Raw genomic sequence first — 24474 nt, 5'->3', positions numbered from 1 at the left:
GTCTGAAAGACTTTAACAACTCAATGATTGTTTAATTGCAACAACAATTATTTTCTGGAATTTAATCATTGACAGTTTTTGGGAGTGCTAAGATACAAAGATAATCAAAAGTAAATATATTTCTCCTATGAATCGATCAGGTTTGCGAGAAAAATTTTCCTCCGTAAATCTGCGATCGCTACGGGTTATTTTAACTGTACCCTTCGCAATTCAAACGTTGATCATTGTTGGTGTTGTTGCTTATTTAAGTCATCAATCCAGCAGTGAAAATACGGAAAAACTAGTTAGCAAATTAACGACAGAAATCAGTCATCATGTTATAGAATATCTGCAAACCGAACTGGAATCCATTGAAAAAATTAATCAAATTAATCATTCTATTGTTATTAATGATAATCTAGCCAATAATCTAAATTTTGAACTTCTCAAAAAGACTTTTTTAGCTGAACTAGATAACTTTGCAAATATTCAAGCCATCGGAGTAGTAAATCCGCCAGATGCCGTTCTCCGTATCACACGACGAACCACAAACCCGCAACAGTTTGAAGTCCAGCGTATAGATCCAAATCAAGCCAATGTGCTCCAACGATTTCAGATTGATCAGCAGGGAGAAGAAGTTGCTAATCTAGGATCAGTTTCATCCTTTAGCTTGCAGGAATGGCCATTCTATGCAAATCATTTCCCATCTAGTGGGACAAGCTGGAGTCGGCCCTATAGGAATCGGAAAAATTCTGATGTGATGATCACGGCCTATCAATCCCTTGATAATTCATCATCCTCAAATAATTCCCGTTTTGTAGCCATTAGTATCACGTTGAATCGCTTAAATCAGATTTTAGAGCAGGAAAAATTTGAGCATGATAGCCTCGTTCTGGTTACAGAAACCAATGGGGCATTGATTGGTTCCTCCATTTCTGAATCACCCTATATTTTAGAGGCAGAATTAGAGGAAGAAGGCGGCATCGGTGGCGATCGCCCATTACGGAGACGTTATTTACAGGATAGTGACAATCCAGTAGTGGCCACCCTACCCACCCTATTGCCAGGATTTTTCCAGAGTTCCGGTCAGTCACTGCCCAAGCCAGGGCAATCTGTCGTTCAACCCTTGGAGATTGGGGGTCAACCCTACTACGTTGAAATCGCACGGTTTTACTTTCGGCCCAATATCGATTGGTTGATTATTACCATTGTCCCCAAAGCTCAATTTAGAAATCAACTTAGAGCGAATCTTGTTTTTACCCTACTGATTTGTGCAGCAGTCTTTGGGGGGATGATGCTGTTAAATCTATTACTCGTGAAATTAATTGTGCGACCGATTCGCCTCATCCAAAAACAATCTCAGAAACTGGCGGCCGGAGAACCCCTTGAGCCGACGCCCCTGCCCTTTATTGACGAATTACGCCAGTTGGATCACGTCTTTAAGGAAATGACAAAGATCATTCAAGAAAAGGTTCTCCAGCGAACCCAATCTCTGCAAGCGGAAATTCAGGAACGACAACGCATTGAGCAGTCCCTCCGTCACCGCGAAGAACAATTGCGTTTTGCCCTGGACTCAACGGCAACGAACTGGTGGGATTGGAATATCCTCACCAATGACATTGAATGGTCAGCTAATTTTGCCCAAATGGTGGGTCGCCCCTTCGGTAGTTTTCCAGAAAATCTAGAGACATTTTTTTCCTTTGTTCACCCCGATGATCGGGATTGGCTGACGGAGAAAATTCGTTTAACCCTGATAGAAAATCACCCCTATAGGGTGGAATTTCGTTTTCTCCACCCCGATGGTCAGGTGCGCTGGGTGATGGCTACCGGAACCGTGCAACGGGATGCAACCGGCAAAGCAACCCGTATGAGTGGGATTAATTTAGATATTAGCGATCGCAAAGTGGCAGAAATTGCCCTCCAAGAAAGTGAAGAGAAGTTACGTTTTGCCCTAGAAGCAACGGATGTCTTTTGGTGGGAGATTAGTTTAGTCACCAATGAGGTGAGCTGGCCAGATATTTCTGATTTTGCTATCTTGGGCTACGAACCTGGTTCCATTGCCAGAAATCTGGATGCCTATTCAGCATTAATTCACGACAACGATCGCGATCGGGTTATGACCGAACTCGACCATTCGATCAAAACTGGTACCCCCTTCAAGCGTGAATATCGGATGATCCATTGCGATGGCACTCCTCGTTGGCTTTTGGATATAGGTCGGGTTAAAAAGGATAGGAATGATCGCCCCATTAGTATTAGTGGCCTGATTATTAATATTACTGAGCAAAAACTGATCCAGCAGACCCTTCAGGAAAAAGAAGCCACCCTGCGGGCCCTTTTTGATCAAGCCTTTCAATTTACGGCCCTACTAAAAACCGATGGTACGGTTATTGATGTGAATCTTACCGCCCTTGAATTTGCCAATCTTGAACTAACCGATGTGATCAATAAACCCTTCTGGGAAACCTATTGGTGGCAAACCTCGCCGGACAATCAAAGCCAACTTCAGCAGGCGATCGCCCAGGCTGCCCAGGGGGAACTTGTTCGTTACGATGTTGAAAATAAAGGTTCAGGCCAGGTAGCTATTATTGATTTCATCATTCGCCCCATTAAAAATGAAGCCGGTGAGGTGGTACGACTCCTCTGCGAAGGCCGCGATATTACCGAAAAGTACGAAATGCAACAGGTTCTCAGGGAAAGCGAAGAACGATTTCGCCAAAACTTTAGTATTACTCCCGTAGGTAATTCCCTTGTCACCTTAGATGGCAATTTTTTAGAAATTAATCCTGCCCTCTGTAACCTGTTGGGCTACGATGCCACCCTACTCATGAACATGACCTTTGCAGAGTTTACCCATCCCGAAGATATTGAGATCGATTGGGGCCAACGACAGCAACTCTTGGCGGGTGAAGTTTCATCCTATAGCATTGAAAAACGGTTTATCCATTGTCAAGGCCATATTATCTGGGGAATGTTGAGTATTGCTTTAGTACGAGATCAGGGCGATCGCCCCCTCTACTTTATTGTCCAAATTCAAAATATCACCCTCCTGAAAGATGCCCAGGCAAAAATGCAGCAACTCAACCGCGAGTTAGAACACCTGAGTTTAGTGGATGGCTTAACCGGCGTGTACAATCGTCGTGCCTTTGATAGCCGTATTCTCCAAGAATGGGAACGGGCCTGTCGAGAGCAATATCCCCTCAGTCTTCTGATGATTGATATTGACTATTTCAAACTCTATAACGACTCCCTCGGCCACCAAGCGGGAGATAGTTGCTTAATTACCATTGCCCAAACCCTAATGAGTGCGGTGCATCGGCCCACGGATATAGTTGCTCGTTATGGTGGCGAAGAATTTGCCGTCATTTTAGGCCACACCGATTCCCCTGGAGCGATTACTGTGGCCGAACGTATCCAAGCCCTACTTACGGATCAACAAATTCCCCATCCCCAATCAGCGGTATCGGAATTTGTCACCCTCAGTATCGGGATTCATACCTGTCTTCCTGATCTCTCCGTTCATTTTGACCAATGTATTCAGGATGCCGATCATGCCCTCTACAAAGCTAAAAACTTGGGGCGCGATCGCTACGTGGTTAATGGTTATCATTTGATTGCTGAGAACGAAGACACTGAGAGCTAGGGGCGCAAGAACTAGGAGTGTGAAAGCTAGGGCGTTGGCGGTGACTGAGACGTGGGCCCACTCAACATGGTTTTAGAAACCATCCGCGTCTTTTTGCGATCGGCTTCACTGAGATCTTTGCCACTTTGGAGTTGGGTAGCTGACTTTTGCAGAACCGTGGCCCCCTGTTCATCTCCCATTTGTCGGGCCGTTTGGGCCGCACTTTGGAGGAGGGTAGCCGCCCCGGTGCGATCGCCCTGTTGTAGTTTCGTTTCCGCAATTTGGGTTTGCCGGTATTTCGCCAGGGTGAGAATGCTTTTTTGCACCTCTGGATTTACCTGGGGCTGGTGAACCGCACTCACTTGGATACTAATGGGAACCCGTTCGGAAACCACGCCCACTTTGCCGGTGGCGGGGTCATCGTAGCACACCTGAAAATAGGCTAAAACCTGTGGCCCGTCCGGCAGGGCATCGGTATAGAGATTCACTAGGAGGGTGCGCGGGGTATCCACCAATAAATCCCCCACCCGCACACTATAGGTTCCGTTATTGGTTACTTGATGCTCTAGCTCAATGGTATCCGGCGCGACCTGGGCAATGGGCTTATAGTCCGCTAATTTGACACCATCAGCCAGTTCCATCACTAAATGGGCATTGGTTAAACCCACGGACTCAACTCGTTTGAGTAAATCCGTAAAGGCAACCACCGCCTGCTCTGGGTACTCAATAAAACTTAGTTGCCCACCCCCGGCATCGGCAATTTGCTCTAGCACATCCTGATTCCAGTGATAGCCAAACCCAAGACTATTCAGGGTGATATTGTAACTCGCCGCTAATTTGGCAAAGGACAAACAGCGATCGTTATCCCCATGCTCATTTTCGCCATCTGTTAATAAAAAGGCCTGGGAAATCGTTCCTTTCTTACCCTCCGCCAGTTGCTCAATGCCTAATTTCATCCCCAAATCGATCGCCGTCCCCCCATTGGCCTCTAAGGAAGAAATTTTAGCCTTAATGGCAGCGGTATCCGTCACCAGTTGATTGGGAACCAGGGTTTTTGCCTTATGGTCAAAGGCAACCACCGACAGGCGATCGCTGGCATCCAAACGATCCACCAGGGTTTTTGCAGCCTGCTTCACGGTTTCTAGGGGTTGACCCGCCATGGAGCCACTGTGATCCAAAATTAGACATAAATTAAGGGGGGCACCATCTCCAACCCCTTCGGGATTCGCCGTTAGGGCAATGGATACCTGCCGCTGACCGCCCTGGCCCGCAACCAACCCCGGATCATTGAGTTGAGCTAGTACATTAACCCGCATTGTTCTTCCCTTGGCGTAACTGTGCAACTTGCCTATATTTTAGCCTTCCAATAACAACGAAGATAGTACCTACAGATTTTATTTGTCTTTTTTGTGCAACAAACCCCTATATTTCCCCTATATTTAATGATTTTTTACAAACCAGCCTAGCCGGACTCGGAGCCATCCCGGCCGACCATCCCCAACCTAGAATATTCACCCCAATATCCACCCTAGAGGCAAGGTATCTCTTCTGAAAACCCATGGATACTTGCGGGGCGATCGCTGAAATGGATTATTTATCACTTTTTTGTAATTTTTGTGTTTTGTAACTATCTTTATAAAAATAAGACTATAAAATAAATCTAGTAGTTTTTTTAGAGTTTATATATGTACCAGTTAGACTAAAAGTTAAAAATTATCTCTATTAATAAAATTTAGTCGCACAGAAAATTTAATCTTAATAATATATTTTTATTTGCCCGCCCCAAGCCAGTAGAAACCCGTTAATAATGGCAGATATGGTCACCGAGTCACTCAGTTAACGCTTGAGTCACTTCTAGAGCGAGGATTTTCACTGTGAAACTGGCAGTCTACGGCAAAGGCGGAATTGGTAAGTCCACCACCAGTTGCAATATCTCTGTTGCTCTGGCACGGCGGGGCAAAAAAGTATTGCAAATTGGCTGTGACCCAAAACACGACAGCACCTTTACCCTCACCGGATTTCTCATTCCCACGATCATTGATACCCTTCAGGAAAAGGACTACCACTACGAAGATGTCTGGCCCGAAGATGTCATCTATAAGGGCTATGGCGGTGTGGATTGCGTCGAAGCAGGTGGCCCCCCCGCCGGTGCTGGCTGTGGTGGCTATGTGGTAGGAGAAACCGTCAAGCTCCTCAAAGAACTCAATGCCTTTGATGAATACGATGTCATCCTCTTTGATGTCTTGGGAGATGTGGTCTGTGGTGGTTTTGCCGCCCCCCTCAACTACGCCGACTATTGCATGATTGTCACCGACAATGGCTTTGATGCCCTGTTTGCCGCCAACCGGATTGCCGCCTCCGTCCGCGAAAAAGCCCGTACCCATCCCCTGCGGTTAGCCGGTCTCATTGGCAATCGCACCAGCAAGCGGGATTTGATTGAGAAATACATCGAAGCCGTGCCCATGCCGATCCTAGAAGTCCTGCCCCTAATTGAAGATATTCGCGTCTCACGGGTGAAGGGCAAAACCCTCTTTGAGATGGCAGAAACAGACCCCAGCCTTGAGTATGTCTGTGATTACTACCTGAATATTGCCGACCAAGTTCTCGCCTTACCCGAAGGTGTCGTGCCCAAGGATGCCCCCGATCGCGACCTATTCTCCCTCCTCTCTGACTTTTATCTGAATGCAGCACCCGCCCCGGTGAGAGCGGAAACAGATTTAATGATGGTGTAGGGTTCCGCACGAGGGAAGCGTCAACGATCAACTAAAATGCAGGACTGACCCCATTTAGTTGCATAGGTATTTCGTGAATCCTGAACAATTACGCCATACGGTCAAAACCAAATGGCTAGACTACTACCAAGAAAATCGTCATTGGATTGTGCGCCTGGCCCTGTGGAGTACCTACCGCGGCCAGCGTCGTCCCACCTCTAGTTTTATTCTCGGCGTATTAAGTGTTCTTGAACCCCGTTTAGTTGATGCCCTACCCGTGATTGTGGAATTGAGTAATGATCCCGATCGCGTCATTTCTGCCCTCGGCCTCAATTTTAATCCCGACGATGAACTCGCCCGTCAAGAAAGCCCACCCCTGTTGACCCCGGAATCGCGTTTGTTGCCCCCCAAACCCTTCGTCAGTAATCGTGCTGAAGAACATGCCGAAAATGCCAAGGAAGCGGCCCAACGCAGAACTGAGTCTTCGTCTTACTAGCGTTCTAAATAAGGATCTGCCCCATGAGCCTCGCCCAAACTGAACCCCAAGCCCTCAACTTTGAATGCGAAACCGGAAATTATCATACCTTTTGCCCGATTAGCTGTGTTGCCTGGCTCTATCAGAAAATTGAGGATAGCTTTTTCCTAGTCATTGGTACGAAAACCTGTGGCTATTTCCTCCAAAATGCCATGGGCGTAATGATCTTTGCCGAACCCCGCTATGCCATGGCTGAACTGGAAGAGGGGGATATTTCGGCCCAGCTCAATGACTATAACGAGTTAAAACGACTCTGTGACCAAATCAAGCGCGATCGCAACCCCAGTGTCATTGTTTGGATTGGCACCTGCACCACCGAAATTATCAAAATGGACTTGGAAGGGTTAGCCCCCAAACTGGAAGCGGAAATTGGCATCCCCATTGTCGTTGCTCGGGCCAATGGCTTGGATTATGCCTTTACCCAAGGGGAAGATACGGTCTTAGCGGCCATGGCCGATCGCTGCCCCCGGAAAGTAGTGGCATCAGAGGAAGAAGAACGGAACCCGATTCAAAAACTCCTCAACTTCGGCAAGAAAAAAGAAGATATTTCGGGTGAAACCGAAGAATATAAAAATCACACCCCCTTGGTTCTCTTTGGTTCCCTGCCCGATCCCGTCGTCACCCAACTCACCCTAGAACTGAAAAAACAGGGGGTTAAGGTGTCCGGTTGGTTGCCGGCAAAACGCTATACAGAACTACCGGTTCTGGAAGAAGGCTACTATGTGGCGGGGGTGAATCCCTTCCTGAGCCGAACGGCCACAACGCTGATGCGGCGGCGGAAATGCAAGCTCATTGGTGCCCCATTCCCCATTGGCCCCGATGGTACTCGGGCCTGGGTCGAGAAGATCTGTACGGTCTTGGGCATTGAACCCCAGGGTCTAGAGGAACGGGAAGCCCAGATTTGGCAGAACCTAGAGGACTATTTACCCTTAGTCCGTGGCAAATCCGTCTTTTTTATGGGGGATAATCTCCTGGAGATTTCCTTGGCCCGTTTCCTGATTCGTTGTGGCATGACGGTGCAAGAAATTGGCATCCCCTACATGGATAAACGCTATCAAGCCGCAGAATTAGAGCTGCTCACCAAAACCTGCCATGAGATGAACAGTCCCCTGCCAAAAATCATTGAAAAGCCGGATAACTATAATCAACTCCAGCGGATTAATGAACTGCGTCCCGATTTAGTGATTACCGGTATGGCCCATGCAAATCCCCTAGAAGCCCGGGGGATCAGTACCAAGTGGTCGGTGGAATTTACCTTTGCCCAGATGCATGGATTTGGGAATGCCCGGGATATTTTGGAATTGGTGACTCGTCCCCTGCGCCGAAATCAAGCCCTTGAGGATTTGGGATGGCAAAATTTGGTTGCCGAGAGCGTGAGTACCCACTAGGGGATTGCTCGTTAGATAATGTCTTTTCCTCTCCATTGTCACTAGAGGGTCACTCGCCATGATCTCCCGTTGGCAATGGATTGTTTTAAGCCTGCCCATTCTCAGTATCATTGGCTTTTTGGGAGTAGCGGCCTTTTCCCAGATCCATGATTGGGGCTTAAATTGGGTCTGGGCAATTATTGTCCTAGTGCTATTCCTCTGGCGGTTGCTGCTCCTGCGTTGGTTACAGGCACCACAGGTACAACTGGGTGAGACTCTCTTGGATGGGGCTACCCTGGCTGGCTCTAGCCCTAATGTCAACGATGCCGCCGCCAATACTGGTTTAGATCAACGGGCCCTAGAGGTGGTGCGCCAATCCCTAGAAACGGCGCGGCAGGATATTGTGCCATGGGAGAACTGGCCCCTCTTTTGGCAGCGGGCCCAGGAATTAGTCACGGCGATCGCCCAAGTCTATTATCCCGATGTGAAACGGCCCCTCCTCCAGATCTATGTCCCCCAGGCCTATGGCCTGATTCGCGATTCAGTGGACGATGTGGATCGGTGGATGCAAACCCTCTCGCCATTATTGGGGCAAGTGACCGTGGGCCAGGCGGTACGGGCCTATGAACTCTCCCAAAAACTCGCGCCAGCGGCCCGATGGGGACTCATTGCCTGGAGTTGGGCCCAGTGGATCACCAATCCAACGGTGGCGGCAACCAAAACCATGACCCAGGAAAGCCAAAATCGGGCCAATCGGGAACTCATTGCCAACATGGGCCTAATTATGCGGGAGCAAATCTTAAAGGCCTTGGGGCTGCGGGCGATCGCCCTCTATGGTCGCAAGAAAAAGCCCCCCAGCCTGGAGGAAAAGACCCCGAATGCCTCGGAGAGTCAAACCCTACGGGAAATCCTCGAACAGGCCCGCCCCCTAGCATCGTTGGAAGCCAAACCCGTCAATCTATTTATTGTCGGCCGTACCGGAGCTGGTAAAAGTAGTTTAATTAATACCCTCTTTCAGACCCCCCAAGCGGCGGTGGATGTCCTGCCCAGTACGGACGTGATTCAAGACTATCGCTGGCAGAGTGAAACCGGCGAAGATATGATTCTCTGGGATACCCCAGGCTATGAACAAATTCAGGGCCCCGCCCTGCCGGAGCAAATGCAACGGATTTTGCCCCAGTGTGATGTCCTGCTCCTGGTCACGCCGGCTCTAGACCCGGCCCTAGAGCCAGATTTAGAGGTCTTGGCCCGTGTTCAAGCCACGGCGGCCAACTTGCCAGTGATTATTTTAGTGAGTCAAGTGGATCGTCTTCGCCCCCTACGGGAATGGTCGCCCCCCTACGATTGGGAAATGGGTGAACTGCCCAAGGAACGGTCGATTCGGGATGCGATCGCCTATCGCCAGGAACGTTTTCAAGCCTTTGATCCGATTATTTTACCCATTGTGACTGGGGATACAGAGCAAAACCGAACCCCTTGGGGGGAATTAGACCTGATTCAAACCCTGTTTACAACGATTGATCCAGCCAAACAAGTCCGTCTCGGCCGCTGTCTCCGCGATCGCGAAGGTCGAATTGCGGCAGCCTATCGGATCATCGATCGCTATAGTGCCTTGATGGCAACGGGCCAGGGAATTGCCGATTTGGTCAAAGGCCCCCTATTGCAGTTCTTATCCACAGCCTTAACGGGATCCCCTGCGGCGGCCTGGCTTCTCGCCGAAAAATTACCCCTAGAACAGTCGCCCGTGGTGCTGTGTAAGATGCAGATGGCCTATGAACTCTTTTCCCTCATGGGCGATCGCCCCAGCCTCAGCGATCGTTTAGCCTCTCCCAAACTAGATCTGGGCAGAATTTGGCCCCTGCTGTTGCGTTGTCCCCCCCCCTTGGAGCAGGATGCCTGGGCCGTGGGTCATACCCTGGTGGAATACTGGTCACGGGATGGGAATCTCGGTTCCGGAGGCCTAGATATTGACACACGATATGACCATTATCGAAAACGCTATCTCGACAACACTGGCCCTAAAAATCCAACGACCTTCTTTGCTCGGTAGAGCTACGACCCTATGAGCATCCATGCACAGAAGGCGCACTTTCCCATCAGCAAAGAAATAGGCCTATATATCATGGGTGTTTTCCTGGGCAAGTTCTAAATGCTTAGTTAGGGTGGCATTGGATAACGGCCCTTGCAGGTGATCCCAGGGGAGTTGGCCTCCAGTCGGCCAATCGGAGTGAACATAATGCTCCATGGTGGGCAGTTTGCCCTTGAATTCTTTGAAGGTGCGGCGATAACTGCCAAGGGACTGGCCATAACAGCGGACTCGTTCAAGAAGAGGGCCTAGGCGACGATCTCCCCGGGACAGCAAGGCCTGAATCAGGGAATCACCGTAGGGTTCGGGTCGAAAATCAATCCCAAGGCGACCCAATTCTTTTTTCAAAAATTTGAGCCGTTTTTCAGCGATCGCCCTCACCCCCAACCATTGAAAAGGGGTATGGGCCTTGGGCACAAAGGTACTACATCCCAGGGTAAGGCGCAGACCGGGAACCTGTTTTTTTAGGGCCCTAAATAGATCCACCGTAGCCTGGACATCCCCATCGGTTTCCCCAGGAATGCCCACCATGCCATAGAATTTCAAGCCCTTAAGACCGCCGGATCGGGCATTGGCTGCCGCTTGGAAAATTTCTTGAGTATCTAATTTTTTATTAATGACTTGGCGCAGTCGTTCTGAACCGGTTTCAATGGCGATCGTCAGTGACTTGGTTCCCCGCTGGGTTAATAATGTGGTCAGTTTGGGGGTGACAGTATTGGTGCGTACCGATGCTAAACTCAGCCGCATTTCCGCAAATTGGGGTTGGCCTAAGTAATCGAGGAGTGCCTCAAATTCAGGGTGTTGGCTGACGGAGGCTCCCAATAGGCCAATCCGATGGGTTACGGTTAGGCCACGGGCGATCGCTGGGATTAAACTCTCTAAACTGGAACTACGAAAGGGTAAGGTCAGATAACTTGCCAGACAAAAGCGACACATTTCTGGACAACTGCGCACCACCTCCACCATATAGATATTTTCCCAGGCCGCATGGGGAGTGACGACGGTTGAGGTGGCTAGGGTATTTCCCCGATAGGTTTGCTTGATGATATGGTCAGGGATTGTTGGTTTTATGGCCTCAATGCGGGCGATCGCCCCCGTGTTTTCCTGATAGCTAACCTGATACAAACTGGGGACATAGAGACCGGGCACTTGAGCTAAGGAATCCAACTGGGTTTGGCGACCTGTCCCCCGTACCGAGCGATAGGCCTCCAGGAAATTTTGAAGTAGATCTTCCCCATCCCCTAGGAGAATCACATCAAAAAAATCCGCATAGGGTTCGGGATTAGCCGTCAATACTGGCCCACCCCCAAAGACCAAGGGATGCTCCCCTTGACGCTCCCGGGCCCAGAGAGGTAATTTTAATTGCTCCAGTAGAGTCAAAATATTGCCATAGTCCAACTCCCAGGAGAGGGAAAATCCCAGCAGGTCTGGGTTTCGGGGTAAAGATTCCCGCACATCCGTAAATAGTCGCCGCACATCTACGCCAGGGTCCTGAGCCAACATCGCCCACACCACTTGATAGCCAAGGCTGGTAATTCCCACACTGTAGGTATTGGGAAAACCATAAATAATCTTCAGGGCATCGGGTTGGGGTCGGGCGATCGTAAATAAATGGGTTTCGGCCTGAAAAAGGGCGGCAGCATTCATGGCAAATGATTCATGGCAGATGCAGCCTGGGAGGTTCCATCATGTCTTTTTAGTGGAATCCTTTGGGGAAGAGGTTTTGCGGGAACTGGTTTTACGGGTTGTTTTTTTGGTAGTTGTGGACTTTTTCGCCGTGGTTTTCTTCGTGGTACTGGTTTGACGACTTGTTTTTCGCTTAGGAGCCTTTTCCGCCAACAGGGGTAGGGCCTGCTCCAAGGTCATGTTTTCTACGGTTGTTCCCTCGGGCAGGGAGGCATTGACTTTGCCATGATTGACGTAGGGGCCATAGGGGCCATCAAAGATTTGGATGGGTTGCTCATCTTCGGGATGATTGCCCAAAACCCGTAGGGCTTGCTTTTTCGATCGCCCCCGGCTGGACTTGGGCTGGGCAAGTAGTTCTAGGGCCCGCTCCAAACTAATCGTATAGAGATCATCCTCCGCCTTCAGGGAGCGATATTCCTTTTCACCGTCTGGATCCAGAACAACATAGGGGCCAAATCGACCTTGATTGGCCTGAATCAGCTTACCGGTGTCCGGCTGTACCCCTAGGGTGCGGGGTAGGGAGAGCAGCGTGACAGCCAGATCTAGATTCACTTCTTCGGCACTTACCCCCTTGGGCAGGGAGGCCCGTTTCGGCTTGGGATTCTCCGTCGTTGCTTCACCTAATTGGACGTAGGGGCCAAAGCGACCCGTGAGTAAAAAGATTGGCTCCCCGGTATCGGGATGGAGGCCTAATTTATCCGGGCCCTCCAGTTTTTGGCGAATCAGATGCTCAATTTGTTCAGGATTGAGGGTTCCCGGTGTACAGTCTTGGGGTAGGGAGGCCTTCACTGGCTCATCACCATTTTGAACCACCACGAAGGGGCCATAGCGACCCACGACCACCTCTCCCTCTAGACCCGGTAGATGAATGGCCCGGGCTTCCGTAGATTCAATCGTCTTTTCCCGTTCCTTCACCTGGGTTTCTAGCCCCTGCGCCCCTAAATAAAACTCCTCCAGGTAGGGCAACCACTTCACTCCTCCTGTGGAAATATCATCTAAGGTTTGCTCCATACGAGCCGTAAAGCCGGGATCTACCAGATCGGGAAAGTTTTTCTCTAGGAGTCCCGTCACCGCAAAGGCCGTAAAGGTCGGCTCTAGGGCATTCCCACGCCGCATTGCATAATCCCGATCCTGGATTGTGCTGATAATCGTGGCATAGGTGCTGGGTCGGCCAATACCCTCACTTTCTAGGGCTTTGACTAAACTGGCTTCGGTATAGCGGGCGGGGGGTTGGGTTTCGTGGCCGAGAGCTTCCAAATTTTGGCAGGCGAGGCGATCGCCCCGTTGGAGGTAGGGTAAAATCACCTCCTGACTTTCTAGGGCCGCATCGGGATCATCGGAACCTTCCACATAGGCCCGGAAAAACCCCGGAAAATCAATCCGTTTACCACTGGCCCGAAAGAGGGCATCCGCCGCCTGGATCTGTACATTCACTAAGGTGAGGCGAGCATCGGCCATCTGGGTGGCCACGGTACGCTTCCAGATTAAATCATAGAGATCTAATTCCCGGCCGGCCAAACCCGTATCCTGGGGAATGCGGAACTCACTACCCGCAGGACGAATGGCTTCATGGGCCTCCTGGGCCCCCTTGGCCTTAGTGGTAAACTGTCTGGGTTTGGGGGATAAAAAGGGTTTACCATAGTTGGCTTCCACACAACTGCGGGCTGCGGCGATCGCCTGATCCGATAAATGCACCGAATCCGTCCGCATATAGGTGATATAGCCCTCTTCGTAGAGCTTTTGGGCCAAGCGCATCGTGTCCTTGGCCGAGAGATGGAGTTTCCGGTTTGCCTCCTGTTGCAGTGTGGAGGTGGTGAAGGGCGGGGCCGCTTTCCGGCTTTGCTGCCGCTCCTCTAGATCAGCAACAGTCCAGGTTTCCTGCTCAAGGCGATTCCGCAGATCCGTCGCCGTGGCTTCCGTTAACAGCAAGACCGATCGCCCGGAACGAATTTGCCCCGTGGTGGCATCAAAATCACTGCCCGTGGCCACCCGCTGCCCTGCCACACTCACCAAGCGGGCTGGAAAAAGAACCGTTTCTTTATCTAAAGTGGCCTTCAAATCCCAGAACTGACCCTTATGGAACGCTAACCGTTCCCGCTCCCGTTGCACTAACAATCGTACCGCCACCGACTGTACCCGCCCGGCAGAAAGGTGGGGCGCAATTTTCCGCCACAGCAGGGGAGAGAGGGTATAGCCGACGAGGCGATCCAAAATACGCCGGGTTTCCTGGGCCCGCACCAGTTGTTGATTTACCTGCCGACAGTTGGTGAGGGCCGCTTGAATGGCCTCATTGGTGATTTCATGGAACACCATCCGCCGCACCGGAATTTTCGGGTTTAGTAACTGGAGCAAGTGCCAGCTAATACTTTCCCCTTCCCGATCTTCATCCGTGGCCAGCAGCAATTCGTCCGCTTGACGCAGGGCTTCCTTCAGTTCCTTAACGACCTTTTGTTTATCTTTAGGGACAATATAAAGAGGTTCAAACCCATTGGCCACATTCACCCCCAAATTAGCCCAATCCTGCCCTTTGTAGCTGGCGGGAATATCGGCGGCACTGCGGGGTAAATCCCGAACATGGCCCATGGAGGCTTCGACGCGATAATCCGAGGGCAAAAATTTACGAATCGTGCGGGCTTTGGTGGGTGATTCAACAATGACAAGGGTGGACATGGGGACAGACTCTACGAAATATAGCGATGATTATTTGGGGAGATGAACAACCATTGGCCAACAGGCTGAACTATGGCCAAATGTACACCATAGATTCCTATATCGGCTTCCTTCCACGGGATTGAACAGGTTAAATACACGTTATATACCTATACCCCAGACCATCCATCACAGGTTACCAGCCTAACTTTATCTGAAGGCATCATGCCAGACAAAGAATAGATTTTCTTAATCTTCATCCTAGACCTGAGCTGTGGACCAAGCAATATAGGGGAGGGTGGCCGCAGTGGTTTGAATGGCGGTCTGATTGGCCAGGAGTTGGCCGCAGGCATCCCATTGGCCACTGATGAGCATTTGCCGGATCCCATCGGCCATCGTCAGGGCAAGGGTTTGCTGGGGAGTGGTGGCGGTCAAGGTCTCTAGATTAACGATGATCTCAGTGGTGGGATCCGTTTCTAGGGTGGTTTGCAAGGCCGCGATCGCCTCTGGCTCACCCGTCAAACAGGGAATCCCCATGGCCACACAGTTTCCCAGGAAAATTTCGGCAAAACTCTCTCCCAAAATAGCTTGAATCCCCCAACGGGCGATCGCCTGGGGAGCATGTTCGCGACTGGAGCCACAGCCAAAATTCCCATTCACCACTAAGATTCTAGCTCCCTGGTACTGGGGTTGATCAAAGGGATGATTGCCCTGATGGCGATCGTCGGCAAAAACATGATCTCCCAAGCCATCAAAGGTGACACAGCGGAGATACCGGGCCGGAATAATGCGATCGGTGTCAATATCGTTGCCCCGCAGGGGAAGTCCCCGACCTTGAAGGGTTTGAATTTTTTGGATGGTTTGCATTGGTTACGTCTACGATAGGTTAATTTTTGTGCCTTTCTTGGGAATGGCAAAGCCAAGGTTACTAGGGTCAGGTTTCGACTCGTTCTTCTATTCCTAACGGGGTGATAGGGTTAACGAGAATGTGGGCAGCATCCTGGGGACGTAGGGCCACATCGGTCACCCGACCCACCCGCAGGGCTAAGGTTTGCCCTAAACTAGCCCGCCCCGTCAGTTTAATCTTTTGGCCGGTCACAATGCCTAGGGCCGCCAGTCGCCGCTGCCAAGCCCTATCTCCGTCAATGGTGGTGACAATGGCCGTTTCCCCGAGGGCCAGACTATTCAGCGATCTATTCTGCGATAGGGCCATGGGAAAGATCATAGGCAACGGGGGCGGGGGTAGGAACGGGCGGAGAATGCCAGGAGGGTTCCTTCACAGGCAGATCACTGTATTGGCGTACCAATTCCCGGAATTGATCCCCTTCAATGGTTTCCTGCTCCAGGAGAACATCAACGAGTTTGTCCATGAGTAGGCGATGATCACGGATTAGTTTGCGGGCAATGTCATAGCAATGACTAACAATTTGGCGGACTTGGCGATCGATCTGCACTGCCACCTCTTCGGAGTATTCCGATCGCGGCATTAGATCCCGACCTAAAAAGACCTCATTGCCAGGGGTTTCTAGGGCCAGATGGCCCAGATCGGACATGCCATAGCGCGTAACCATTTCCCGAGCCAGGTTGGCCACGGCCCGCAGATCACTACTGGCACCAATGGTGACTTCCGCATCCCCAAAAACTTCTACCTCCGCAGATCGCCCCCCTAAGAGAATCGTGATTTGATCCAAGAGCCAGGCGCGGGTATAGAGACCGCTATCGACCCGATCTTCATCAAATACCTGTTGGGCAAAACCACCCACCCCACCGGAGCGGGGAATAATCGTCACTTTGTTGAGGGGATCGCTGTTTTTCAGGAGGGTCATTAACAGGGCATGGCCCACTTCATGGTAGGCAATCAGCCATTTTTTCTTACTGTCCAGGAGGGGGGTCAAGGTCAAGCCAATGGTGACGCGATCGATGGCATCGTCAATTTCCAGGGTGGTAATGGCCTTTTTGTGCCGCCGCGCCGTGAGAATGGCCGCTTCATTGAGGAGGTTGGCCAGTTCTGCACCGGAAAAACCAGGGGTGCGACGGGCAATGGTGTCCAGGGAAACGTCGTCAGCGACTTTTTTATCCCGGGCATGGACATCTAAAATTTGGCGGCGACCCTTATAGGAGGGTAAGTCCACCGTAATCTGGCGATCGAACCGACCTGGCCGTAATAGGGCTGAATCCAATACATCGGGCCGGTTTGTAGCCGCAATGACAATAATGCCCGTATTGCCCTCAAAGCCATCCATTTCCGTCAGTAGTTGGTTAAGGGTTTGCTCCCGTTCATCATTGCCACCGCCAATGCCGGCACCCCGTTGCCGACCCACCGCGTCAATTTCATCAATGAAGACGAGGCAGGGGGCACTTTCCTTTGCTTTTTTGAAGAGATCCCGCACCCGCGAGGCCCCCACCCCCACAAACATTTCCACAAACTCGGAACCGGAGATGGAAAAGAAGGGGACTCCAGCTTCGCCGGCGATCGCCTTGGCCAGGAGGGTTTTACCCGTTCCAGGGGGGCCAATGAGCAAGACTCCCTTGGGAATGCGCGCCCCTACCGCCGTAAACTTTTCGGCATTTTTCAGGAAGGTGACGACTTCTTGGAGCTCTTCCTTGGCTTCTTCAATGCCGGCCACATCGCCAAAGGTGACTCCTGTTTCCGCCTCGATTTGAAACCGGGCCCGCGACTTACCAAAATTGAGAATTTGGCCGGGGCCACCGGATCCACTGCTGGTGCGGCGAATAATCATTAAAAATATGAACAGGATGAAAAAGCCCAGCATCAGGTTAGAGATCAGGCCGACAACGGCTCGATCATTGCCCGCCGGTACAACGGTAAAACTCACGCCACTGCGCCGCAGGTATTCAACGAGTTCGGGATTGCGATCGAAGAGATAGACTTCTTTGGGCGGATCGCTTTCACTTTGTCCTTCTAGGCGAAATTTTGCTAACCGCTGCTCCTGGTAGAGATCAACTTTCGTAACCTTCTTATCCTGTAAATCCTGCAAGAATTCGCTATAGGAAACAACCGTCTCGTTAGCATCACTTCCCGACTGGGCTAAACCAGGGGATAGGGGAGCGAAGCACAACCCAAGGATGAGGGCGAGTTGACTTAGGCGTTGGGGCCAATGGTGGTGTTTCCCGTGGCCGGGTATTCGGTACAATTTTGTCCCGTCTATTATCGATGTCCTCAACCGCATTGCTCTGCCAGTCTACAGTTATAGTTCCTAGTCTAGCGTTTAACGTCCTGCCGCTGGAGTCTATTGGGGTAGGGTGCGCTGTAGCAGTCGATGGGTCCAGGAACTTAGCCAACCCCGCACCTGATGGTTACGATACCAGCGATGGAAGGCCCGCTCGTAGTCTTCCCCTTTGGGTTGATAGATGTGCCAGGCACTTAGACCCAGCTTGAGGGCAAGAATTAAACTGATATAAATGGCCCAGGGGACACCAAACCCGGTCAGGCTATTAATCCCAATCAGGACGGCGGCAATAATGCTATAACGCCCCCCCTTGCCATAGAGCTGTCTCTGGCGGAAGCGATCGAACTTTTCTCGCTCCAGCGTGAGGGCCTGTTCAACCTGGATATCCTGCTCTGCTTGACGAAGATCCGTTGGGGTGAGGCCCAGTTCGGCTCCAATATCCAGGAGGTCTTGCCAGGAAAATTCGCTGGCATAGGATTGCTGGGCGATCGCCCGATTCAGGATTTGCTGAACGTCATCAGTGGTATAGGTGTTAGTGTTAGAGTCGGTTGCCATGGAAACCCCTTGAGCCGGAAGCTATCGATTCGCTGAAAATTTGAATTGCTCAAAATTTGAACGTTAACTTTTTGAACGTCAATCTTTTGAACATCAACTTCAACTTTAATTTATTTTAATTTTTATTATAGAGTGCCAACCCATCCAAGGAAATTTAGCGGAATGGCGGCGAATAGAGCAATCCCCCTTGGGTCCAGAGGTTATTTTGACCGCGCTCTAGTTTGAGGGGTGTATCTTCACCGAGATTGCGATCGTAGATTTCGCCGTAGTTGCCGACGTGCTTAATGGTTCTGACCACAAAATCATTGGTGAGGCCGATGGTCTGACCGAGTTCCCCTTCGCTCCCCAAAAAACGGCGAATGGTTGGATCCTGACTCTGGCGTTGTTCATTGACATTGGCCTGGGTGATACCCAATTCTTCGGCATTGATCAGGGCATAGATCACCCATTCAACGAGATTCCCCCAGGTTGGGTCATTAATTGTTACCGCAGGGGCGAGGGGTTCCTTGGAGAGAACTTGATCCAAAATCTCGTGATTGGCAGGATCCGGTAAGACTTGCTGCCGGGAAACCAGTTGGGAGCGATCGGAGGTGATGGCATCACAACGGCCCTCAGCGTAGGCGGCAAAGACGGTATTCACATCCTCAAAAATGACGGGGGTAAAGGTCAAATTGAGTTTCCGCATCTGATCTGTGAAGTTTTGCTCCGTGGTGGTTCCGGTTTGCATACAGATGGACTTATCCTTGAGGTCGGTGATCGCCTGGATGCCACTGTCCCGCTTGACCATCACCGCTTGACCATCGTAGAAAACCACGGGGGCAAAGCGTAGCCCCAAGCTGGTGGAACGACTCATGGTGTTGGTGGTATTGCGACTGAGGATATCCACTTCCCCGGTTTGCAGGGCTAAGAAGCGTTCCTTGGCATTGAGATTGCGATATTCCACCGCATTGGGGTCATCAAAGACGGCAGCGGCAACGGCCCGGCAAATATCCACATCCATGCCCGCATAGTTGCCATTGCTGTCCACAAAGCTAAATCCGGGCAACTCGCCACTGACACCGCACAACAGTTGGCCGCGATCGCGGAGGAGTTGGAGGCGTTCTCCCCCAGCGATGATGGCGGGCCCTTCTCCTTCGGGGGCGGGGGGGGCATCCCCATTACAACTGCTAACACTGACGATGGCTAAAACCGCTAGGCCAAGTCGGGAAAACAGTTGCCGCCAATGGTTCATGAAGCCTTTACCTCAACACTTTTTGCCTGAATAGGGTCCTCTGTTAGCCCCAACTCCCGCTTGAGCAGATCCACAGAGTTACTATCAATATAGCTTTCACAACAGATTAAACGCGGAATCCGAATTAAATCTTCCCGGGCGGCGGCGATCGCCTCCTTCACCCGTTCCGCACTGGCGCGATCGCTAATAATCGTATGGGAGCGGTGAACTAGGGCATTGAGCTTATAGGCATCGTTGACCTGGGCCGTGACCAAGAGCAGATCCTCTCCCCGCAGACTGTGGATCATCACCTCGGCTACCCCCAGGGTTCCAGAACTAAGACTCACTAAGCCTAGGCAGGATCCCTTGGGTAGTTGGCGCACCACGTCTAATTCCCGTTGATAGCTATAAATATCAATAAAGAACAGACGCACCCCCTTATCCCGGGTAATCGCCTCCGTCATGCTGGCAAAATAGCGGACAGTGACCAGGGTGGCCGCACTATCCGGCTGGAGAATTGTATCCAGTTCTTCTAAAAAGACCAGCTCTACGGGAATGGGCAATAGTTGCTGGAGTTCCTGGACAATTAATTCGCCGGCCCCTTGATCGTGGCGGGGAACGGTGACGAGGATCCGCACCCCTGCTTTTTGACGGGCATCAATTTCCGCTAAAAAGAGTTCACGAATTTGACCCAGGGAGTAGCCCATGCCCAAGAGGGTATCTAGACCATCCTGGACGACCCGATGGACGGGAACAACCGCCGAACGTCGTTGGCGCGGCCGACTTTCTTCTTGGCCCAGGGCACGGACATAGATACCGGAACCCACTTGGGGAATGACTAGACCCGCCGATTCTAGTCGCTCATAAACCTTACTAATGGTATTGCGGTGGAGGCCCGTTTGCATGGCCAATTGGCGTGTACTGGGTAGGCGATAACCGGGGGGAAATTGGCGGGCAGCGATCGCAAAACTAATTTGATTAAATAACTGGGTAGAAGCGGGAATTTCGCTATCTGGTTGAATGTGAAACTGTACCATGTGTCCCTTCCGCCGATCAAAAATGTCTAAGGAAGCATACGCTAGGGTAAACAAGCCTATGCCTTGACATTCACGGGGCCTCCGATATGCTGCAAAATCTGAATCAAATAGCGTTTTGTATCATTAACTAGGTCAAGATTCTCCCTCCAGGCAAGCGTTTATCTGGGAAAGTAGGGTTGTTTCGTCCAGACCTTGGCCGATTAAGACCAGTTGATTTTTTGGCACACCTTTCCAATCTTCATCATCCAGACTGAAGCGTTTACCACTGAGGTGAAAAACATGGCGACGGGGGCTTTCCGTAAACCAAAGAATGCCCTTGGCTCGAAAGACAGCTTCCGGTAATTGGTGATCGAGAAAGTTTTGAAATTTGCGAATATTAAAGGGGCGATCGCTTTGGAAGGAGACGGAATTAAAGCCATCGTTTTCTAGGTGATTGGAGTGATGATGGTGATCGTGATCGTCATGATCATGATGCCCATGGTGATCATGCCCATGGTTGTGTTCATGCTTGGGGGAATTGTGGCTATGCTCCTGGGGCTGAAAATAGCGATCGCTCTCGAAAAAGCCCACACTTAAGATCAATGGCAGGGGCACTTGGGAGTTGACGGTACGAATGATCCGCGCCCCTTCACGGGTTTCCCTAATTCGTTGCTCTAATTCTCCGAGGCGGCGATCGCTGACTAAGTCGCTCTTATTGAGCAAAATAATATCCCCGTAGGCAATCTGGCTTTGGGCCGCAGCACTATTAAAAAGGTCTAGGCTAAAATTTTCGGCATCAACGACGGTGACAATGGAGTCGAGGCGGGTCAAATCCCGTAATTCTGTTCCTAAAAAGGTGAGGGCTACGGGGAGAGGATCCGCCAATCCGGTCGTTTCCACCACTAGATAATCAATTTTATCGGGCCGTTCAAGAACGCGAAAAACGGCATTCACCAAATCATTATTAATCGTGCAACAGACACAGCCATTGTTGAGTTCCACCATGTCATCATCGGAGGTCACCAATAGCTCATTATCAATGCCAATTTCGCCAAACTCGTTCACCAATACGGCGGTCTTGACCCCCTCTTGATTCGTGAGGATATGGTTGAGGAGGGTGGTTTTGCCGCTACCCAAGAACCCAGTAATAATGGTTACGGGTAGTCCGTGCTTAATCGCATCCATACCTGGGGTGGCAGAAATGATAGTTGCAGACATAGGCCTATTTGTTCAAGTGAGGATTGTTGAAACGAAGAAGGAGAGATGAGCTACGTCAAGGGATAACTTTTAGCAAAAAATTAAACCTCATTCAATTATCATAGTACGATACGGGTTTTCGGGTCATTGGAAATTCCTGGGTCTGTCTCCCCATGCTATGAATAAAATCACCCTGATGTTCCATAGGATTTTTTTCTACAATGTCATCTCAGCTTATTGAAGCGGTCTTAAACAGTTCTGAGCGCACGAATCTCCGTCAGTTTGCTAGCCAGTTGCGTACCTCCGAAAAACAGTATCTTCTCCGCAATGAAATCCTGACGGTCTTTAATGACTATTGTCAGACCCATGACATCTCTGAGCAATTTATTCGCCAATCCCATCTCGGTAAACTGGTTTCCTGTATCCAGGAAATTATTGTTGACAAGGAAAGTCTTTGCCTAGTAATTCGGCCCCGCATTGCCCACGAAGAGGCCTATCGGCTCCTGGAAGACATGACGATTGTGCCCATGTCGGTCTCGGATCTATTGGATCTGCGAGATCGCCTGGTCAATCGCTACCACCCCAATGAGGGGGATGTCTTTGAAATTGACATGGATCCCTTTTATGATTACTCCCCCGCCATCCGGGATTCTAAAAATATTGGCAAGGGGGTTGCCTACCTGAATCGCTACCTGTCCAGTAAATTATTTCAAGATCCGCGTCAGTGGCAGGAAGAGCTTTTTGATTTTCTGCGTTTGCATCGCTATAACGGCTATCAACTCCTGATTAATGAGCGGATCCAAACCCAACGCCAACTCTCGGATCGGGTGAAGCAGGCCCTCACCTTTGTCAGCGATCGCCCCAAGGATGAACCCTATCCTGATTTTCGTTTTGATCTTCAGGCCTTAGGCTTTGAAGCAGGCTGGGGAAATACCGCCGATCGCGTCCGCGAAACCCTGGAAATGCTGGATCAACTCATTGACTCCCCCGACCATCAGGTATTGGAGGCCTTTGTCTCCCGCATCCCGATGATTTTTCGGGTTGTCCTAGTCTCTCCCCACGGTTGGTTTGGCCAAGAGGGGGTTCTGGGTCGTCCCGATACGGGGGGGCAGGTGGTCTATATCCTGGATCAGGTGAAGAGTCTGGAGCAACAACTGCGGGATGAGTTGATTTTGGCAGGGTTGGATTCCTTAGCGGTGCATCCCAAAGTGATTGTCCTCACTCGCTTGATTCCCAATGCCGATGGAACCCTGTGTCACCAACGCCTCGAAAAAATTTATGGTACGACGGATAGCTGGATTTTACGGGTTCCCTTTCGGGATATTAATCCAACGATTACGGAAAATTGGATTTCCCGGTTTGAAATTTGGCCCTACCTGGAAACCTTTGCCATTGATGCTGAACGGGAACTGCGGGCGGAATTTGGCCATGTGCCTGATTTAATCATTGGGAACTATTCCGATGGCAACTTGGTGGCTTTTTTGCTGGCCCGGCGGATGAAGGTGACCCAATGCAATATTGCCCATGCCCTGGAGAAGTCAAAATACCTGTTTAGTAACCTGTATTGGCAGGATATTGAGCACCAGTACCATTTTTCCCTGCAATTTACGGCAGATTTGATTGCCATGAATGCTGCGAGTTTTATTATTAGCAGCACCTACCAAGAAATTGTCGGTACCCCCGATAGTATTGGCCAGTATGAATCCTATAAGTCCTTTACGATGCCGGATCTGTACCATGTGGTGAGTGGGATTGAGCTATTTAGCCCGAAGTTTAATGTGGTGCCACCGGGGGTGAATGAAAGTATTTACTTCCCTTACTACAACAAAGATGAGCGACTTGAAGGCGATCGCCAACGCCTAGAGGAATTACTGTTTACCCTAGAGGATCCGGCCCAGGTTTATGGCCACCTAGAGGATACTAGTAAGCCGCCCCTCTTCTCCATGGCCCGCCTCGATCGGATTAAAAATCTAACGGGATTAGCCCAGGCCTATGGTCAAAGTAAGGATTTACAGGAGCGGTGCAATTTAATCCTAGTGGCGGGTAAACTGCGAACAGAGGATTCCACGGATCACGAAGAAATCAGTGAAATTGAAAAGCTCTATCAAATTATTCATGAGTACGATTTGCACGGTAAGGTGCGTTGGTTAGGGGTACGTCTTGCTAAAACAGATTCTGGGGAAATTTATCGCATTATTGGCGATCGCCGCGGAGTTTTTGTGCAACCGGCCCTATTTGAAGCCTTTGGTTTAACCATTTTGGAAGCCATGGTGAGTGGACTGCCCACCTTTGCCACTCGTTTTGGCGGGCCCTTAGAAATCATCCAAGACAAAACCAATGGTTTTTATATTAACCCGACGCTGCCGGAAGAAGTGGCTCAAATCGTCATCACATTTTTTGATCAATGCCAGCAAGATGCAAACTACTGGCAGAAAATTTCCCAGGCGGCCATTGAGCGGGTCTACAGTACCTACACCTGGAAAATTCATACAACGCGACTCCTTTCCCTGGCAAAAATCTACGGCTTTTGGAATTATGTATCCCACGAAAACCGTGAAGACATGATGCGTTATATTGAGTCCCTGTTTTACCTGCTTTATAAACCCCGCGCCCAAGCCCTACTGGAACAGCATCGCCAGCGTTAATCATAAATATTGATATTGAAATCAA

16 protein-coding genes are annotated in these 24474 nt (G+C 50.4%); 6 read left to right on the top strand and 10 right to left on the bottom strand.

Features of this window, described 5'->3' with window-relative positions; translation table 11 throughout:
- Positions 1 to 127: 127 nt before the first annotated feature.
- Positions 128 to 3622: a PAS domain S-box protein gene (locus L3556_RS10210; RefSeq protein ID WP_277867168.1), complete on the top strand. Its 3495-nt coding sequence runs from the start codon at positions 128 to 130 to the stop codon at positions 3620 to 3622.
- 26 nt (positions 3623 to 3648) lie between these two features.
- On the opposite strand, the gene L3556_RS10205 is transcribed toward L3556_RS10210, so the two are convergent.
- Positions 3649 to 4917, bottom strand: a complete 1269-nt coding sequence (locus L3556_RS10205) for a vWA domain-containing protein (protein ID WP_277867167.1) — start codon at positions 4915 to 4917, stop codon at positions 3649 to 3651.
- 558 nt (positions 4918 to 5475) lie between these two features.
- On the opposite strand from L3556_RS10205, the gene bchL reads away from it, so the two are divergent.
- The 4 genes from bchL (at position 5476) to L3556_RS10185 (ending at position 10264) form a co-directional block, all read left to right on the top strand.
- Positions 5476 to 6333 carry a ferredoxin:protochlorophyllide reductase (ATP-dependent) iron-sulfur ATP-binding protein gene (bchL, locus tag L3556_RS10200; protein WP_277867166.1) on the top strand — a complete coding sequence of 286 codons (858 nt, stop codon included), beginning with the start codon at positions 5476 to 5478 and terminating at the stop codon, positions 6331 to 6333.
- 73 nt (positions 6334 to 6406) lie between these two features.
- Entirely contained in the window at positions 6407 to 6808 is a 402-nt protein-coding gene (locus L3556_RS10195; protein WP_277867165.1) for a DUF5331 domain-containing protein, read from the top strand.
- Between the two features lie 23 nt (positions 6809 to 6831).
- Positions 6832 to 8235: a ferredoxin:protochlorophyllide reductase (ATP-dependent) subunit N gene (locus tag L3556_RS10190; RefSeq protein ID WP_277867164.1), complete on the top strand. Its 1404-nt coding sequence runs from the start codon at positions 6832 to 6834 to the stop codon at positions 8233 to 8235.
- 58 nt (positions 8236 to 8293) lie between these two features.
- The gene (locus L3556_RS10185; protein ID WP_277867163.1) at positions 8294 to 10264 is read left to right on the top strand and encodes a GTPase family protein; all 1971 of its coding nucleotides are present in this window, start codon (positions 8294 to 8296) and stop codon (positions 10262 to 10264) included.
- Between the two features lie 63 nt (positions 10265 to 10327).
- Here L3556_RS10185 and L3556_RS10180 read toward each other — a convergent pair whose 3' ends face one another.
- From L3556_RS10180 to L3556_RS10140, 9 genes are all read right to left on the bottom strand, one after another.
- Entirely contained in the window at positions 10328 to 11947 is a 1620-nt protein-coding gene (locus L3556_RS10180) for a B12-binding domain-containing radical SAM protein (RefSeq protein WP_277867162.1), read from the bottom strand.
- A gap of 39 nt (positions 11948 to 11986) precedes the next feature.
- Positions 11987 to 14656, bottom strand: coding sequence for a type I DNA topoisomerase (topA, locus tag L3556_RS10175; protein ID WP_277867161.1), 2670 nt, complete (start codon positions 14654 to 14656; stop codon positions 11987 to 11989).
- Between the two features lie 240 nt (positions 14657 to 14896).
- Complete coding sequence (gene leuD, locus L3556_RS10170; RefSeq protein WP_277867642.1) at positions 14897 to 15493, bottom strand: 3-isopropylmalate dehydratase small subunit; 597 nt, start codon at positions 15491 to 15493, stop codon at positions 14897 to 14899.
- Between the two features lie 76 nt (positions 15494 to 15569).
- A complete protein-coding gene (locus tag L3556_RS10165; RefSeq protein WP_277867160.1) occupies positions 15570 to 15848 on the bottom strand; it encodes a FeoA family protein in 279 nt (92 codons plus the stop codon).
- Positions 15829 to 17781, bottom strand: coding sequence for an ATP-dependent zinc metalloprotease FtsH (gene ftsH, locus L3556_RS10160; RefSeq protein ID WP_422110779.1), 1953 nt, complete (start codon positions 17779 to 17781; stop codon positions 15829 to 15831). The genes L3556_RS10165 and ftsH overlap by 20 nt, the downstream gene beginning before the upstream one ends.
- Before the next feature lie 105 nt (positions 17782 to 17886).
- Positions 17887 to 18381, bottom strand: coding sequence for a 2TM domain-containing protein (locus tag L3556_RS10155; protein WP_277867159.1), 495 nt, complete (start codon positions 18379 to 18381; stop codon positions 17887 to 17889).
- Between the two features lie 154 nt (positions 18382 to 18535).
- The gene (locus L3556_RS10150) at positions 18536 to 19612 is read right to left on the bottom strand and encodes an amino acid ABC transporter substrate-binding protein (RefSeq protein ID WP_277867158.1); all 1077 of its coding nucleotides are present in this window, start codon (positions 19610 to 19612) and stop codon (positions 18536 to 18538) included.
- Positions 19609 to 20682, bottom strand: a complete 1074-nt coding sequence (locus L3556_RS10145) for a GntR family transcriptional regulator (RefSeq protein WP_338405721.1) — start codon at positions 20680 to 20682, stop codon at positions 19609 to 19611. The genes L3556_RS10150 and L3556_RS10145 overlap by 4 nt, the downstream gene beginning before the upstream one ends.
- 78 nt (positions 20683 to 20760) lie before the next feature.
- Positions 20761 to 21825 (bottom strand): CobW family GTP-binding protein, encoded by a 1065-nt coding sequence (locus tag L3556_RS10140; protein ID WP_277867157.1) that lies wholly within the window; start codon positions 21823 to 21825, stop codon positions 20761 to 20763.
- A gap of 200 nt (positions 21826 to 22025) precedes the next feature.
- On the opposite strand from L3556_RS10140, the gene L3556_RS10135 reads away from it, so the two are divergent.
- Positions 22026 to 24449, top strand: coding sequence for a sucrose synthase (locus L3556_RS10135; protein WP_277867156.1), 2424 nt, complete (start codon positions 22026 to 22028; stop codon positions 24447 to 24449).
- Positions 24450 to 24474 lie beyond the last annotated feature (25 nt).

The sequence above is a fragment of the Candidatus Synechococcus calcipolaris G9 genome (genome assembly GCF_029582805.1).
In the GTDB taxonomy this organism is placed as follows: Bacteria; Cyanobacteriota; Cyanobacteriia; order Thermosynechococcales; family Thermosynechococcaceae; genus Synechococcus_F; species Synechococcus_F calcipolaris.
This window is presented reverse-complemented; position numbering and strand designations above follow the sequence as displayed.